General features: G+C 38.4%; 14 protein-coding genes. 9 read left to right on the forward strand and 5 right to left on the reverse strand.

Going from position 1 to position 15,590, the window contains the following annotated elements; all coding sequences use genetic code 11:
* Positions 1-3 precede the first annotated feature (3 nt).
* Genes ACSYSF_RS08600 through ACSYSF_RS08610 form a run of 3 tightly spaced genes read left to right on the forward strand, consistent with a single transcriptional unit; the run spans position 4 to position 2,488 of the window.
* Positions 4-864, forward strand: coding sequence for an ABC transporter substrate-binding protein (locus tag ACSYSF_RS08600; protein WP_489867615.1), 861 nt, complete (start codon positions 4-6; stop codon positions 862-864).
* A gap of 9 nt (positions 865-873) precedes the next feature.
* A complete protein-coding gene (locus tag ACSYSF_RS08605; RefSeq protein ID WP_489867616.1) occupies positions 874-1,815 on the forward strand; it encodes a FecCD family ABC transporter permease in 942 nt (313 codons plus the stop codon).
* On the forward strand, positions 1,802-2,488 hold the full coding sequence (locus ACSYSF_RS08610) for an ABC transporter ATP-binding protein (protein WP_489867617.1): 687 nt from the start codon (positions 1,802-1,804) through the stop codon (positions 2,486-2,488). The genes ACSYSF_RS08605 and ACSYSF_RS08610 overlap by 14 nt, the downstream gene beginning before the upstream one ends.
* 49 nt (positions 2,489-2,537) lie before the next feature.
* Here ACSYSF_RS08610 and ACSYSF_RS08615 read toward each other — a convergent pair whose 3' ends face one another.
* From ACSYSF_RS08615 to rpmH, 5 genes are all read right to left on the reverse strand, one after another.
* A complete protein-coding gene (locus ACSYSF_RS08615; RefSeq protein WP_489867618.1) occupies positions 2,538-3,341 on the reverse strand; it encodes a TIM barrel protein in 804 nt (267 codons plus the stop codon).
* Positions 3,342-3,455: 114 nt separating this feature from the next.
* Positions 3,456-4,085: a signal peptidase I gene (lepB, locus tag ACSYSF_RS08620; protein WP_489867619.1), complete on the reverse strand. Its 630-nt coding sequence runs from the start codon at positions 4,083-4,085 to the stop codon at positions 3,456-3,458.
* A 303-nt stretch (positions 4,086-4,388) separates the two neighbouring features.
* The gene (locus ACSYSF_RS08625) at positions 4,389-5,222 is read right to left on the reverse strand and encodes a YidC/Oxa1 family membrane protein insertase (protein ID WP_489867620.1); all 834 of its coding nucleotides are present in this window, start codon (positions 5,220-5,222) and stop codon (positions 4,389-4,391) included.
* A gap of 27 nt (positions 5,223-5,249) precedes the next feature.
* A complete protein-coding gene (rnpA, locus tag ACSYSF_RS08630; protein WP_489867621.1) occupies positions 5,250-5,606 on the reverse strand; it encodes a ribonuclease P protein component in 357 nt (118 codons plus the stop codon).
* Between the two features lie 109 nt (positions 5,607-5,715).
* The gene (gene rpmH, locus ACSYSF_RS08635) at positions 5,716-5,850 is read right to left on the reverse strand and encodes a 50S ribosomal protein L34 (RefSeq protein ID WP_002828338.1); all 135 of its coding nucleotides are present in this window, start codon (positions 5,848-5,850) and stop codon (positions 5,716-5,718) included.
* A 688-nt stretch (positions 5,851-6,538) separates the two neighbouring features.
* Between rpmH and dnaA the strand changes: the two genes are divergently transcribed.
* The 6 genes from dnaA to gyrA all read left to right on the forward strand — a co-directional run bounded on the left by dnaA (position 6,539) and on the right by gyrA (position 15,473).
* On the forward strand, positions 6,539-7,948 hold the full coding sequence (gene dnaA, locus ACSYSF_RS08640; RefSeq protein ID WP_489867622.1) for a chromosomal replication initiator protein DnaA: 1,410 nt from the start codon (positions 6,539-6,541) through the stop codon (positions 7,946-7,948).
* 198 nt (positions 7,949-8,146) lie between these two features.
* A complete protein-coding gene (gene dnaN, locus ACSYSF_RS08645) occupies positions 8,147-9,277 on the forward strand; it encodes a DNA polymerase III subunit beta (RefSeq protein ID WP_489867623.1) in 1,131 nt (376 codons plus the stop codon).
* A 196-nt stretch (positions 9,278-9,473) separates the two neighbouring features.
* On the forward strand, positions 9,474-9,707 hold the full coding sequence (gene yaaA, locus ACSYSF_RS08650) for a S4 domain-containing protein YaaA (protein ID WP_489867624.1): 234 nt from the start codon (positions 9,474-9,476) through the stop codon (positions 9,705-9,707).
* Positions 9,707-10,858: a DNA replication/repair protein RecF gene (gene recF / locus ACSYSF_RS08655; RefSeq protein WP_489867625.1), complete on the forward strand. Its 1,152-nt coding sequence runs from the start codon at positions 9,707-9,709 to the stop codon at positions 10,856-10,858. Before yaaA ends, recF begins: the two co-directional genes overlap by 1 nt.
* A gap of 23 nt (positions 10,859-10,881) precedes the next feature.
* On the forward strand, positions 10,882-12,828 hold the full coding sequence (gene gyrB / locus ACSYSF_RS08660; RefSeq protein WP_489867626.1) for a DNA topoisomerase (ATP-hydrolyzing) subunit B: 1,947 nt from the start codon (positions 10,882-10,884) through the stop codon (positions 12,826-12,828).
* A gap of 41 nt (positions 12,829-12,869) precedes the next feature.
* Positions 12,870-15,473, forward strand: coding sequence for a DNA gyrase subunit A (gene gyrA, locus ACSYSF_RS08665; protein ID WP_489867627.1), 2,604 nt, complete (start codon positions 12,870-12,872; stop codon positions 15,471-15,473).
* Positions 15,474-15,590: the final 117 nt, after the last annotated feature.

A 15,590-nucleotide genomic window follows, 5' to 3' on the forward strand; every position in this document is an offset into this window, starting at 1 on the left:
AACATGCGCAAACAACAAAAATTACTAATAAGTTTATTAGTAATTCTACTAATTATTAGTGCTGGTTGGATCTGGTTGATGATGCGTCCTAGTCAAGAATCAACAACCAATAAGCGCCTTGTTGCGACGACCAATGCACAAGTTCAAATTTTCAATAAGTTAGATGTACCATTAGTTGGTGTTGCAACGCCTGGTAACAAGCAGAAATTGCCAAAACAGTATCGTGATTTACCACAAGTTGGTAATCACGTTGCACCAAATCTTGAAAAGATTGGTGAACTAAAACCTGATTTAGTTTATCTTGATGCGGCTATTGCCGATGACTATCAACAAAAGTTAGATAGTGACAATATTAAGCATCAACAATTGAACTTTAATAAGTTATCTGATTTGCAAAATGCTGTTACTAAACTTGGTAATACTTACGATAAGGAATCTGCTGCTAAGAAGTTAAATGCTAGTTTGGATGTCCCAACACAACATCCTGAGACCAAGAAAAAAGTTTTGTTGTTGATGGGGATGCCAGGTGGTTCTTTCCTAGTTGGTACTAAAGATAGTTATGTTGGTGATTTAATTAATCGTGCTGGTGGACAAGTTGTTGGCTCAGGTTCAAGTCCATTCGTCACAATGAACGCTGAAGAAATTGCACAAACCAAGCCTGATGTCATTATTACAATGGCGCATGCTATGCCAAAGAGTGTATTTAAGAACTTTGATAGTTTATTTAAACAAGCTAGTTGGCAAAGTGTACCTGCAGTTCAACAAGATCATGTCTATCGTGCTAATGAACCAACATTTAGTATGACTGCTAATTTAAATGCACCTGATGCATACAAACAAATTCGAACTTGGTTGAAAAAATAGGAGGGGATAATGCACAAATATTATCGTTTCGTATTAGCCGGGTTAGTTTTGATCAGTATGGTAATTGCGTTACTTGTTGGTAGTACAACCATTCATCTAACTGATGTATTACACGGTCAACATGATGCATGGCAACTAATCATCAATTATCGATTACCTCGTATTCTCGTTGCAGTCATCGGTGGTGCCTTAATTGGTGTAAGTGGCCTGCTACTACAAGTCGTATTACGCAACCATTTAGTTGATACTTCAATTTTGGGAATTATGAACGGGAGCCAATTTCTATTGATGGCTGTGCTAGTTATCATCCCCAGCGTATTGAACTTTAACGTTCTCGTGGGTGGTATCACTGGTATTGTCTTAACGATTATTTGGTTCTTAGTTCTACCCAAGCACCAAGCACCGTTACGGCTGATTCTACTTGGTATTGCAACTGCCATGACTTTCCAAGCTTTAACAAATATTGCAAGTGAAGGTTTGGGTGTACCATTACCATCTTTGAGTACGGTTAGCTGGTCACAAGTTATGCAACTGGTTATTATGACGATTTTAGGCTGCTTATTCATCATTATGATTTGGCCAAGTCTTAAATTTTTTGCTTTACCATCACGCCAAGTAAAACTACTTGGTGTCGCTGAACAAAAAACAATTTGGTTCGTCTTATTAGCTGTCGGTCTCTGGACTGGTGCTCTAACAAGTTTGATTGGTATCATCTTTTTCCTAGGTGCTATCTTGCCAGAAATTGCCCGCTTTATGAGCCCTAAGCATACCAGCCAACATTTAATTTGGCCGACTGCCTTATGGGGAAGCATTCTACTGCTAAACGCTGACACAATTGCCCGGACGATTTTAGCGCCAAAAGAATTACCAACGAGTGCCATTTTATTGGTCATTAGTGGTCCATTATTCGCCTTGATGTTAATCAAAGGAGGTTATCATGCTCGACATTAAACAACTGTCATTCAGTCGTGGTAGCCATCAATTATTCTCTGATATATCAACACAATTACCTGATCATCAAATTACTGCTTTGATTGGTCCCAATGGTGTTGGTAAATCAACGTTAATCCAGTTATTAACGGGTGAATTATTACCGACAAGTGGTGTAATAAGTGACCGTCCAAAGCGCATTGCTGTGCTTTCACAACAAAATCAGTTATTTGAACCATTAACAGTTCGTGAACTACTAACATTGGCTAATCCGACATTAGATCAAGAAGTGATTAAAACGCTTCAGCTGACAGCGATTCTTGATTCAGAAATGAACGAGTTATCTGGTGGTCAACAACAATTAGCTTGGTTAGGGTTCGTCTTGCAACAACAACCTGAGTTATTGATTTTAGATGAACCAACGACATTTTTAGATTTACACTTCCAAGAACTATTTCTAAAAACACTCCAGCAATTGCAGCAAAAACGCCAAACAACTGTCTTAATGGTGTTACATGATTTAAATCAAGCATTCCGTTATAGCCAACATATTTGGTTATTACGACCCGCAGGTGACTTAATTAGCGCCCCTGCAACGCAACTACAGTCTCAAGTTGATTTACTTTCAGATGCCTTTAAGACACCGTTACAACTTATTCAAACAGCTGATCAAGTTATCTTGCAGCCGAAATAAAAAAACAGCCCCGAGTAACCATTATTTGGTTGCCCGGGGCTGTTTTGTGTTATTTAACAATATTTTGTAAATACTGATGACTAGCAATCATTTCGCGACAATTTAGTTGATCAGCCAAGTTAATTTCATAAATGGTGGTCGCTTTTGCATTTAATTCTGGCACGACACGTGACCAGTCAATTAATCCAGTCCCAACAGTTAAACTGTCATGCTTCTGTCCCATAGAATCAACCAAATGATAGTGCTTAATTTGCGATTTAAGGTGTTTCAAACTCGCTACTAAGGCATCATTATCACCATGCACAGAAATGAACGTATGACTCACGTCACAAGCTAAGGGAAGGGCGGCATCGATAATACGCTGTTCAAATTCGGCATCCCCATAACCATAAACAGGAGAAATGCCGTTTTCAAATACGACATGATCTGGCGCAATATCCGTAAATCGGGCCATTCTTGCAAAAACAACTTCCTGTGCCTGTTCTACCGAAGACCAGTGCCTTAAAATTTTAGGCATAATTCTTTTATAGGCACCATGCACTAAAGCTTGTCCATCAACATCAGCCGCCAATTTAATAATTTTTTCAGAACTTTGTATGATAAAGTCATGTAACGCTGGATTAACTGCTTCATTCGTAAACAATTCACAACGCTGACCATGCCATTTCATTGGATGGTGAAAAACAATATGCGGTACATAGTCACTCACATAGGCAACCATTTGTATAAAATGTTGCCAACCTGCTTCTGTAAAATCGGAATCTTCCAAATGAAATTCAAATACATCTGGATGATATTGTAATCGATCATCAATTTGGGCTTTATTTGTACTAGCTTTTAATCCTAATTGCATCGTATCACCACCCCCTTTTAGCATATAGTATACGCCGTTTAAAAATTAAAACGAAACATTGTTATAAAAAGAGCAGGTAAGAAAGAATTTTCTTATCTGCTCTTTAATTAGTCACTATTCAAAATATGATTTCCAAGCCGTATTGATGTTATTACGTTTTGTTTCATTACCCCAGAATGGGACTTTAACAACACCTAAGACTTTATCATCGTCAACAAATCCCCAATAACGAGAATCGTTTGAAACGCTTCGATGATCACCTAGCACGAAGTACTTACCAGCAGGAACCTTGATTGTTTTATCGCCTTCCCAGCCTTGTCGATCACCCAATTGTGCTAATGAATTCCAGTTACCAACATCATTAACACCATTAGTTGCTGCTTGTTCATTTTCTGAAATATAGTCTTGCTTAATCGTCTTACCATTGACCTTGATTACACCATCGTGGGCACTCACAGTATCACCAGGCATTCCGATAATTCGCTTAACATAGTCCTTACTTTCCGTTGCAGTAGGGTCTTCACCATGTGCATCAAAGACAATCACGCTGCCTCGATGCATCTTTGCTGTCTCAAATTTATCAGTCCTAAAAACAAAAACACGTTCATTACTCGTTAGATTAGGTTCCATGGATGAGCCATCAACTCGCACCATCGTAAACCAATAGGCCCTTATCCCAAAGGCAATTAGTAATCCTACTAGGATTGGAATCACCCAAGACATTATTTCACGAAATGTTTTCATGGGTACGCTCCTTTAATTAATATCGATGCTTAATTTTAACATAATTCATACAATAGCGATTATAAATTAAAAATAGGTTAAGAACATAGTGTGACCAAAGCCGCTTTGAATCCGGTGTGTAACGTGGTTTGGCCGGTTTGCAGGCGTAGACCATGAAACGGGCAAATTGCGTTACATTGAGGATTCAGGTTTTGGGAGCACGTTTAGACATAGTGTGACCAAAACCGCTTTGAATCCAAAGTATAACATCATTTAAAACAAAAAAAGATTGGGACAAGTATCCCAATCTCTTTTGTATTCATATTAACGCTTGTGATTACGTACAGCTTTACGAATTGCACGTTTCTTAGCACGTTCAGCTTCTTTCTTAGCTTCACGTTCACGTCGAATTTCAAATGGATTTTGAATCGTCCAAGTTTGTGCCACTTGGAACGCATTTGAAACCACCCAGTATAGTGATAGGGCAGATGGTACGGAAATCGCAAAGAAGAAAATCATAATTGGCATGATGTATGTCATTGATGTTGTCATACCATTTTTTTCAGGTTGACCCATCATTACCAAGTATGAAGAAGCAAACGTAAACAAAGCTGCCAAAATTGGCAAGATAAAGTATGGATCACGTTCTCCTAGTTGTACCCAGAAGAAAGTACCAGTTTCCAATACTTTTGTCGTACGAATTGCTGTATACAAAGCAATCAAGATTGGCATTTGCACTAGAAGTGGAATAAAGCTAGCAAATGGGTTAACACCAGCATCTTTATACAACTTCTTTTGCTCTACTTGCATCGCTTGCATTGTTTCAGTATCACGACTTGAATATTTTTCTTGTAACTTCTTTAATTCAGGTCCAATTTCTTGCATCTTTCGCATTGATCCCGTTTGATAAACCATCAAAGGTAGAATCAATAAACGAATTAACACGGTAAAGACGATAATTCCAAAACCGTAATTATCACCAAACCAAGCTGATACTCCTAAAATAGAACGTGAGAAATTAGCAATGATAATACCACGCCAAAATCCATCTCCGGATACATGGCCATCGTACATCACGGCCGCTACAATCATAATGAGTAATGCGACTAGGGCCGTAATTGCCGAACGCATGGTAAACATTTTTTTAGCAGTCTGCATTCGTTTTCTCCATATATTATGTAATTTTTATTCAGTTTCTTCATCAACAAATACATTTGCTAATTTAAAAACATGCTCTAAATTCTTTTTGATGATCGCCATGTCTTGATCATGTGCTGATGGTCGCGCAATAACTAAGATATCAAGATCCGAACGCATTTTAGGTTTAAACTCCAAAACACTTTGCCGAATTCGACGCTTTACCCACACACGCTCATGACCACGCAAACCCACTTTTTTAGAAATTGAAATTCCTAACCGGAAGTGGGTTGGTTGTTCACGCGTCATTGTGTAAACAATAAACATTTTATTTGCGACCGAGTGATGCTGCTCAAAAACTAGTTGAAAATCAGCTTCCTTTTTAACACGGTAACTCTTACGCATTTGTTTTTGCTCCAAACTTTTTCACGACAAAAGAAAACGCATGAATCAGCCACAATAGCCGACTCATGCGCGATTATTATCAGTAGTCCTAATAAAAGGCCTGACCTAATTAGGCTGACAATACCTTGCGGCCCTTTTGGCGGCGACGTGCTAGCACCTTACGACCATTGCTAGTGCTCATGCGCTTACGGAAACCATGAACGCGTTCGCGGTGACGCTTCTTAGGTTGGTATGTACGCTTCATATGAATACACCTCCCATTCGTAGTTAGATTTGGCCTGCGGTTGGCGAGGCCAAACCACAATTCGTATTCAATTGTACCATTACCCCCTAATCAAAGCAAGAAAATTCATAAGTTTTAAAAGCTTTAATCTTTTCAATTTTCTCATTAAAATACTTTCCTTAAAAAAAATTAAAATTTATAAACTCGGATCAAAACAAAAAGTTTTCCAAAATCTAACAGAGCGTTATGTTGATAAAATTTAAAAAGTAACGGAGCGTTATTTGAGTTTTCCCCAAAATCCACAGTTTATCCACATGTTCCACACATTTGGAAAACTATTCCTGTTTTACCCTGTGGATATGTGCATAACTCTCTTAAACATTATTATAGCAAGTCTAGGTTGTTAACAACTCCTTGTAAATTTCTCATTTTTCCCCCAAGTTATCCACACTTTCCAGAATTACCCTTAAAATTTGTTTCACATCCGGTTGATAACTCATATTTAGATTTCCACAGCATGTTAATATCTCAATTCGTTATCTAAAATGGGGCAAAACGTTGATATTATGGGTATATTCCTTGTGGAAAACTAGTTCACATGCTGATAAAATGAATTTTGATGAATTGTGCTACTTATGAAAATAAGCTCAGCAAACGTCCTGTGGAAAACCCACGAAAAGATATTATAATCCTTAAAGGAGGTAACCAAATGGATCCCGTCCAACTTTGGAATGCCATCAAAGATGAGCTACGCAATACAATTTCGCAAGGCTTTTCCTTCGCCAATTACGTTGAAACATTAACACCACTACAATTAGTAGAAAATGAAAACAACACCGCTACGTTGCAACTAACAACTTCATATGAACAAGTTGCTTCTGAATGGTTAGATACCAATAGTTCTTATTCGCAAGCTTTCATGCAAGCAGCGATGACAGCGACTCTAAAACTAACTGGTAAGCCAACATTTATTCTTCCTTCTGTAACATATATGGCACCAAGAGCAACCAACCTATTTGATTTACCTGATGAACAACCAAGTAGTGAAAGTCCTCAGAGTAATGCCAGTATCGCATCAGAATTCGTTACGCAATCGATTTTAAATCCTGAATTTCGTTTCGAAACTTTTGTCTCATCAGATGAAAACCGTGAAGCTTATGCGGTTGCTCAAGCTGTTGCTGATAATCCTGGAACCCAATGGAATCCTCTATTAATTTATGGTGGTGTTGGTTTAGGAAAAACTCATTTAATGCAAGCAATTGGTAACAAAGTCTTAGAACGTTCACCTAATGCTAATGTTAAATTTATTACCACTGAAGATTTCATTAACGATTTCACTGAAGCACTTCGCCGAGGTCAAAAAGAAACCGAAGCTTTTAAACGCGAATACCGCTCAGCTGATCTACTAATGGTAGACGATGTGCAATTCCTTGCTGGTAAAGAAAAAATTCAAGAGGAATTCTTCAACACATTTAATGCAATTACCCGTGAAAATCACCAAATTGTTTTAACTTCTGATAAGTTGCCAAAAGAAATTCCAGGATTAGAAATGCGTTTAGTTACTCGTTTCGGTCAGGGTTATTCGGCAAACATTACCAAGCCTGATTTACCAACACGTGTTGCCATTCTTCGTAACAAATCTGATCTTGAAAACCTCAGCATTCCTAACGACGTCATTGATGAAATTGCTGCTGCAGTTGATACTAACGTCCGTGATTTGGAAGGGGTTTTCAATCAAGTTGTTGGTAAAATGCGTTTTTCAAATGTTCCCGTAACAGTTGATACTGCGCGAACAATTTTAGAAACCATGAACTTTAAACGCCAGCGTGCTATTACAATTCCACTTATCCAAGAAGCCGTCGCTAACTTTTTCAACGTGACAGTTTCAGATCTAAATGGAAAGAAACGTAACAAAGAAATTGTTGTACCTCGCCAAATTGCAATGTATATTGCCCGCGAGCTAACACAAGATTCCTTACCACAAATTGGCCGCGCTTTCGGTGGTAAAGATCACACAACTGTCATGCATTCAACTGAAAAAATTGAAAACGCGATTGAAAATGATAGTATTTTAGCTGAACAAGTCCAAAACATTCGTGAAGAATTGAGCAATGGGTAGTAAAAGGGCTTGTGAATAATTAATTAAACAACACAAAGTTATCCACAGGCTTATGTACATGGACCAATTCTTGGTATATTGGTATACCCAAGGGTTTTCCACAGTATACACACCCCTTATTATTATTATTATCTTTTTATTATTTAAATAAGTCATTACGCACTTCATAATTATGGTTTTGCGCATTAAGGAGATCTAATGGAATTTACAATTAATCGAGCTGCTTTTATCAAAGCAATGAATAACGTTAACCGTGCTATTTCATCAAGAACATCAATGCCTATTTTGCAAGGCATTAAATTGGTTCTTGATGAATCAGGTCTACTCTTAACTGGATCAAATACGGATATCTCAATTGAAATCTTAATTCCAGTAAATGATGACGAAGCACAACTACAAATTGCTGAACAGGGTGCTATTGTTTTACCAGCAAGTTTCTTTTCAAATATTATTAAGCGACTACCTGGAGAAACATTTAATTTAAATAATGCATCTGGTTTACAAACAAAAATTAAATCAGAGAATGCAGAATTTGATATTAATGGACAAGATGCTATTAATTACCCACATTTGCCAGAAATTGAAGTTAGAAATGATCTAACGTTATCAGCAAAGACCCTTAATGAAATTATTGGTCAAACCGTAATTGCGGTTTCAAAACAATTAAGTCAACCAATTTTGACTGGTGTTCATTTCATTTTGGTTAGTGGAAACTTAACTGCTGTTGCAACTGATCGTCACCGTTTGGCACAACGTTCAGTCGCTTTTGATGATTCAGATGTTAATGCAGATATTATTGTCCCAGGTACATCTTTGACTCAATTGCAAGCAATGCTAGATGAAGTTGAAAATGTTGATGTTCGTGTTGCAGAAAACCAAGTTATTTTCCAATTAGGCGAAAATACAACATTCTACTCACGTCTATTAGAAGGAAATTATCCTGATGCATCACGTTTAATTCCAACTGAAAAGCGCACAACACTAACAATTAATGCACATGATTTGTTACAAACAATCGAACGTGCTGCATTGCTTAGTCATGAAGGGCGTTCAAACGTTATTCAATTTACAATTACGAGTGAGAAATCATTAATTTCATCAAATTCTCCTGAAATTGGACGAGTTGAAGAACAAATTTTCGCTGCTGAAACCGCTGGTGATGATTTAACAATTTCATTCAACCCTGATTACATGCGCGAAGCACTTCGTTCATTTGGCGATGAACAAATTCAAATTGGATTTAAGACCGCTTTGGATCCATTTACATTGGTACCCACAAATAATGAAACCAATTTTATTCAATTAATTACGCCAGTTCGTACTTACTAAAGCTATTAAAAAGCCGAAAAATGCTATTTTACGTCGAAACAGCATTTTTCGGCTTTTTTATTTAAACGTAAGGAAACAACCTGAGAGGGCTTATAGTGCCTGATTGAGATTGTAGAAAGTTAAAAAAAAGCGTATAATAAACCACATATGGATACGTGTAAATATCGTTAAAAATAACGATAGAAAGGACATAATATTGGCAACAGAAGTGCAAATTCAGGCCCCATTTATTACATTAGGGCAATTACTAAAAGAAGAGAGTGTCATTGCAACTGGTGGTCAGGCAAAGTGGTATTTACGTGAAAATACTGTCTTGATAAATGAAGAGCCTGATGATCGTCGTGGTCGTAAGTTATATCCAGGAGACATCATTGCAGTCCCATCTGGAGAACGTTTTGTTATTAATGGGACAGGTGCTAGTGCAAACTAATGGAATTATTGTCGTTAGAACTAAACAATTTTCGAAATTATGACTCATTAGATGTCACCTTTTCGTCTGGTGTAAATGTCTTTTTAGGACCAAATGCACAGGGTAAGACCAATTTATTGGAAGCCATTTATGTTTTAGCTTTAACGCGCTCACATCGTACGTCATCTGATAAAGAATTAATCGGCTGGCAAGCCAAAGAAGCGCATGTTGCTGGTACAGTAGCACGACAATATAGCAATGTACCGTTGTCATTAAAACTGACCAGCAAAGGTAAAAAAGCACGTATAAATCATTTAGATCAAGCCAAATTAGCAAATTATATTGGTCAATTAAATGTCATTTTATTTGCACCTGAAGATTTAGATTTAGTTAAAGGGTCGCCAACTGTTAGACGGCAATTTATTGATCGTGAATTTAGTCAAATGAGTGCGAAATATCTATATATTGCAAATCAGTATAAAAGCGTTTTAAAACAACGAAATCGGTATTTAAAACAATTACAAAGTAAACAAGTAAAAGATCAAATTTATTTAGATGTTTTAACCGAGCAGCTTGTTAATTTTGGTAGTGAATTGATTATGCGTCGTCAAATTTTGATTAAAAAATTAAATGATGCCGCACAACCAGTGCAAGCAGCAATTACCCAAAATAATGAGCAATTGCAAATTCATTATGTTTCACAGCTTAATGAAAGCAATCTACAAGATTTAGAAGCGATAAAATCAGAAATGTTGACGCGATTTGAGCAACTGCGTGAACGTGAAATCATCATGGGAACGACTATGTTAGGTCCGCATCGTGATGATTTAAATTTTGAAGTTAATGATCATGATGTTGCTAGTTTTGGTTCGCAAGGTCAGCAACGAACCACGGCATTAGCAATTAAGTTAGCCGAAATTGATTTGATGAAGGAAGAAACTGGTGAATATCCAATTTTGCTATTGGATGATGTTCTTTCTGAGTTAGATAGTGATCGACAAACGCACCTGTTAGCAGCTATGCAAGATAAGGTGCAAACATTTATTACAACCCCATCATTAAGTGATGTGGCTCGGCAATTGATTCATGAACCGAAAGTTTTTCAGGTTAATTCGGGACATTTGTTAGAAGCCGAAAATGGTTTAGAGGATAGTACTAGTGAAGATAACTAGTTGTTAAGTTTAAGGAGGGAAGCATGGCTGAAGAAGATGTAACACAAATGCATACACAAGCAGATGCCTATGATGCTAGTCAAATTCAAGTTTTGGAAGGATTAGAAGCAGTCCGTAAGCGTCCCGGTATGTATATTGGTACAACATCAAGTCAAGGATTACACCATCTAGTATGGGAAATTGTCGATAATGGTATTGATGAGGCCTTGGCAGGTTTTGCAAATCATATTACTGTCACAATTGAAAAAGATAATTCAATTACGGTAATTGATAACGGCCGTGGAATCCCAATTGATATTCAAGCAAAAACAGGTAAGTCAGCGCTTGAAACGGTCTTTACGATTTTACACGCTGGTGGAAAATTTGGCGGTGGCGGTTATAAAGTTTCTGGAGGACTTCACGGTGTGGGGGCTTCAGTTGTTAACGCGCTATCAACTAATTTGGATGTATTAGTTGTTCGTGATGGCAAGGGTTATGCCATGGACTTTGAACGTGGACGTGTTAAGACAAACATGCACGAAGTTTCAGTGGAAGATGCCCCTGTTTCACGTGGAACAATTGTTCACTTTGCACCTGATCCAGATATTTTCCGTGAAACAATCGTTTTTGATTACAAGACATTGATGAACCGTGTTCGTGAGTTGGCTTTCTTGAACAAAGGACTTCGCATTTCAATTACTGATATGCGTCCTGAAGAGCCAATTGTGGAATCATTCCATTACGAAGGTGGTATCAAGGAATATGTTAACTTCTTAAACAAAAACAAAGACGTTATTTTCGAAGATCCAATTTATGTTGAAGGTATGGAAAATGACATTGATGTTGAAGTCTCATTACAATACACTGATGACTTCCACAGTAATTTATTGTCATTTACAAATAACATTCACACGTATGAAGGTGGAACGCACGAAACCGGTTTCAAGTCAGCATTAACTCGTGTAATTAATGATTATGCCCGTCGCAACAAGATTCTTAAGGACAATGATGATCCACTTTCTGGGGATGACGTTCGTGAAGGTTTGACAGCAATTGTTTCGGTAAAGCACCCAGATCCACAATTTGAAGGTCAAACAAAGACCAAATTGGGTAACTCTGATGCACGTACAGCTGTTGACCGTATGTTTTCTGATACATTTGCTCGGTTCATGATGGAAAATCCTACCACAGCTAAGCAAATTGTTGAAAAGGGTATTTTGGCCGGTAAAGCCCGTATGGCTGCCAAGCGTGCACGTGAAGCAACGCGTAAGAAGTCTGGTCTAGAAATTGCTAACCTACCTGGTAAATTAGCTGATAACACCTCAAAGGACCCTGAAATTTCAGAGTTGTTTATTGTCGAGGGTGATTCAGCCGGTGGTTCTGCAAAGCAGGGTCGTGAGCGTCTAACGCAAGCTATTTTGCCAATTCGTGGAAAAATTTTGAACGTTGAAAAAGCATCAATGGAAAAGATTTTAGCCAATGACGAAATCCGTTCATTGTTTACAGCAATGGGAACTGGTTTTGGTGACGAATTTGATGTTACCAAAGCTAAGTACCACAAACTAATTATTATGACCGATGCCGATGTCGACGGTGCGCACATTCGTACATTGTTGTTAACGTTAATTTATCGTTACATGCGTCCATTATTGGAAGCAGGCTACATTTACATTGCACAGCCACCGCTATATCAAGTACGTCAAGGTAAGTTTGTTAAATATCTAGATGCTGATGAAGAATTAGAAGCATTGTTGCCAACGTTACCAGCATCACCGAAACCTGTTATTCAACGGTATAAGGGACTTGGTGAAATGGACGCTAGCCAATTATGGGAAACAACGATGGATCCTTCAGTACGCCGTTTGTTGCGTGTTGAAATGGATGATGCGGTTGAAGCAGATCAAATCTTCTCAATGCTTATGGGTGACAAGGTAGAACCTCGTCGTAAGTTTATTGAAGATAATGCACAATATGCAGAACTAGACGTTTAAGCTCATAGTCGGAACAGTTAAAGTAAAAGAAAGGAAAGCAAATGGCTGAAGAAGAACAAAAAAACAGCCGCATTAAGCCCGCTAAACTTGGCGAGCAAATGCGAACATCTTTCTTGGATTATGCCATGTCAGTTATTGTGGCACGTGCGTTACCTGATGTACGCGATGGTTTGAAACCCGTACATCGTCGTATTTTATACGGCATGAATGAATTAGGGGTGACTCCTGATAAGCAACATAAAAAGTCAGCTCGTATTGTTGGGGATGTTATGGGAAAGTATCACCCCCACGGAGACTCAGCTATTTATGATTCAATGGTTCGTATGGCGCAAGACTTTTCATACCGTTACATGCTAGTTGACGGTCACGGAAACTTCGGATCAGTCGATGGTGATCCAGCTGCCGCTATGCGTTATACTGAAGCACGTTTGAGTAAGATTTCTACTGAAATGTTGCGTGATATCAATAAAGATACGATTGATTTCCAAGACAATTATGATGGTACTGATCGTGAGCCAGTTGTTTTGCCAGCCCGTTTTCCTAATTTGGTTGTAAATGGTGCCAACGGTATCGCTGTTGGAATGGCAACAAATATTCCACCTCATAATTTGGGTGAAGTTATTTCAGGTATTCACATGTTGATGAAGAATCCTGATATCACAACTGCTGAATTGATGGAAGCAATTCCGGGTCCTGACTTCCCAACTGGTGCCATTGTGATGGGTAAGTCTGGAATTCGTAAGGCTTACGAAACTGGTCGTGGTGTTGTAACAGTCCGTGCTAAGACAGAAATTGAAACTGAAAAGTCTGGTAAAGAAATTATCGTTGTGACGGAATTGCCTTATACGGTTAACAAGGCCAAGTTAATTGAGCGTATTGCTGAATTAGGTCGTGATAAGCGTATTGAAGGAATTACTGGTGTTAATGATGAATCCGATCAGGAAGGTACGCGAATCGCAATTGAGATTCGTCGTGATGTCTCAGCTTCAGTTGTCCTAAATAATTTGTACAAGAATACCTTGATGCAAACTGGGTTCAGCTTCAATATGTTGGCTGTTAAAGATGGTCGACCAGAATTATTGAGCTTGAAGGATATGTTAGTCGCATATCTTGCTCATCAAGAACAAGTTGTTCGTCGTCGTACTGAATTTGATTTGCGTAAAGCACAGGCTCGTGCACACATCTTAGAAGGATTGCGAATTGCGCTAGATCATATTGATGCAATTATTACGATTATTCGTCAATCACAAACATCAGAAATCGCTAAGCAAAAGTTGATGGCTGATTATGCGTTGTCAGATAAGCAATCACAAGCTATCTTGGATATGCGTTTGGTTCGTTTAACTGGTTTGGAACGCGACAAGATTGAAAAAGAGTATCAAGGATTGTTGTCATCAATTGCTGACTACAAGGATATTTTGGCAAAGCCAGAACGTATCGATGAAATCATTTATACAGAATTGCTTGAAGTGCAAGATAAGTATGGAGATGCTCGTCGTACTGAGTTACAAATCGGTGATGTGACAAGCATTGAAGATGAAGACTTGATCGAAGAAGAAGATATCATTGTGACGTTAACACACGCTGGTTATATTAAGCGTATGCCACAAGCTGATTTCCGCGCTCAAAACCGTGGTGGTCGTGGTATTCAAGGTATGGGTGTTAACAATGATGACTTTATCGATGAACTAATTGGGACATCAACCCATGATACGTTGTTGTTCTTTACGAATTCAGGTAAGGTCTACAAGATGAAGGGCTATGAGATTCCTGAGTACGGTCGTACTGCTAAAGGAATTCCGGTCGTTAATTTGTTAGGTATCGAGAGTGGTGAGAGCATTCAAGCTGTTATTAACGTGCGTGGGGATGCTGCCGAAAGTGAAGACTACCTATTCTTTACGACACGTCAAGGTGTTGTAAAGCGTACCCCAGTTAATGAATTTGGTAATATTCGTACTCACGGTTTGAAAGCCATTAATCTTCACGATGGTGATGAATTAATTAATGTGCTAATCACTGATGGTACGCAAAATATCATTATTGGTACGCATGGTGGTTATGCTGTTTCATTTAACAGTTCAGTTGTTCGTTCAATGGGTCGTTCAGCTGCCGGTGTTCGTGGTATCACATTACGCCCAGATGATTATGTTGTTGGTGCGCAAGTGTTAGTTGAAAATGGCCATGTTTTGGTTATTACTGAAAATGGTTATGGTAAGCAAACACCAGTTGATCAATATCCAATTAAGGGCCGTGGTGGTAAAGGTATTAAGACTGCCCAAGTCACTGAAAAGAATGGTCCACTAGCTGGTTTGAAGGTTGTTGATGGTAGCGAAGATATCATGTTGACCACTAATAAAGGGGTTATGATTCGTTTCACTGCTGATTCAATTTCTGAAACTGGTCGTGCGACTCAAGGTGTTCGCGTTATTCGGCTTGACGAAGGTTCAGCAGTATCAACATTCGCTAAGGTTGAACACGTTGACCCTGAAGAAGTAGTCACTGAAGAAGTAGTCACTGAAGAAGTAGTCACTGAAGAAGCTACCGAAGAAACATCATCTGATTTGTCAGATGCCCCAGCTGATGGTGAACAACCAGCTGAAGTATCTGAGTTGCTACAACGTGCCGAAGATGATGAGGATAAGTAAATAATAATAAATGGTTTGCTATAAGCCATTTTTAGTAAAGGGTGATCAATGGTTGACGTTGGTTGCCCTTTTTTGTGTTTAGTAAATGATTTTGTTGATGTTGAAGTAACAGATTAT

The organism is Weissella sp. ESL1139, from assembly GCF_058506735.1.

What these genes read in the sequence shown, in the direction of transcription:
- ACSYSF_RS08600 (WP_489867615.1), top strand. Translation starts at nt 4, where the DNA reads ATGCGCAAACAACAAAAATTACTAATAAGTTTATTAGTAATTCTACTA.
- ACSYSF_RS08605 (WP_489867616.1), top strand. Translation starts at nt 874, where the DNA reads ATGCACAAATATTATCGTTTCGTATTAGCCGGGTTAGTTTTGATCAGT.
- ACSYSF_RS08610 (WP_489867617.1), top strand. Translation starts at nt 1,802, where the DNA reads ATGCTCGACATTAAACAACTGTCATTCAGTCGTGGTAGCCATCAATTA.
- ACSYSF_RS08615 (WP_489867618.1), bottom strand. Translation starts at nt 3,341, where the DNA reads ATGCAATTAGGATTAAAAGCTAGTACAAATAAAGCCCAAATTGATGAT.
- lepB (WP_489867619.1), bottom strand. Translation starts at nt 4,085, where the DNA reads ATGAAAACATTTCGTGAAATAATGTCTTGGGTGATTCCAATCCTAGTA.
- ACSYSF_RS08625 (WP_489867620.1), bottom strand. Translation starts at nt 5,222, where the DNA reads ATGCAGACTGCTAAAAAAATGTTTACCATGCGTTCGGCAATTACGGCC.
- rnpA (WP_489867621.1), bottom strand. Translation starts at nt 5,606, where the DNA reads ATGCGTAAGAGTTACCGTGTTAAAAAGGAAGCTGATTTTCAACTAGTT.
- rpmH (WP_002828338.1), bottom strand. Translation starts at nt 5,850, where the DNA reads ATGAAGCGTACATACCAACCTAAGAAGCGTCACCGCGAACGCGTTCAT.
- dnaA (WP_489867622.1), top strand. Translation starts at nt 6,539, where the DNA reads ATGGATCCCGTCCAACTTTGGAATGCCATCAAAGATGAGCTACGCAAT.
- dnaN (WP_489867623.1), top strand. Translation starts at nt 8,147, where the DNA reads ATGGAATTTACAATTAATCGAGCTGCTTTTATCAAAGCAATGAATAAC.
- recF (WP_489867625.1), top strand. Translation starts at nt 9,707, where the DNA reads ATGGAATTATTGTCGTTAGAACTAAACAATTTTCGAAATTATGACTCA.
- gyrB (WP_489867626.1), top strand. Translation starts at nt 10,882, where the DNA reads ATGGCTGAAGAAGATGTAACACAAATGCATACACAAGCAGATGCCTAT.
- gyrA (WP_489867627.1), top strand. Translation starts at nt 12,870, where the DNA reads ATGGCTGAAGAAGAACAAAAAAACAGCCGCATTAAGCCCGCTAAACTT.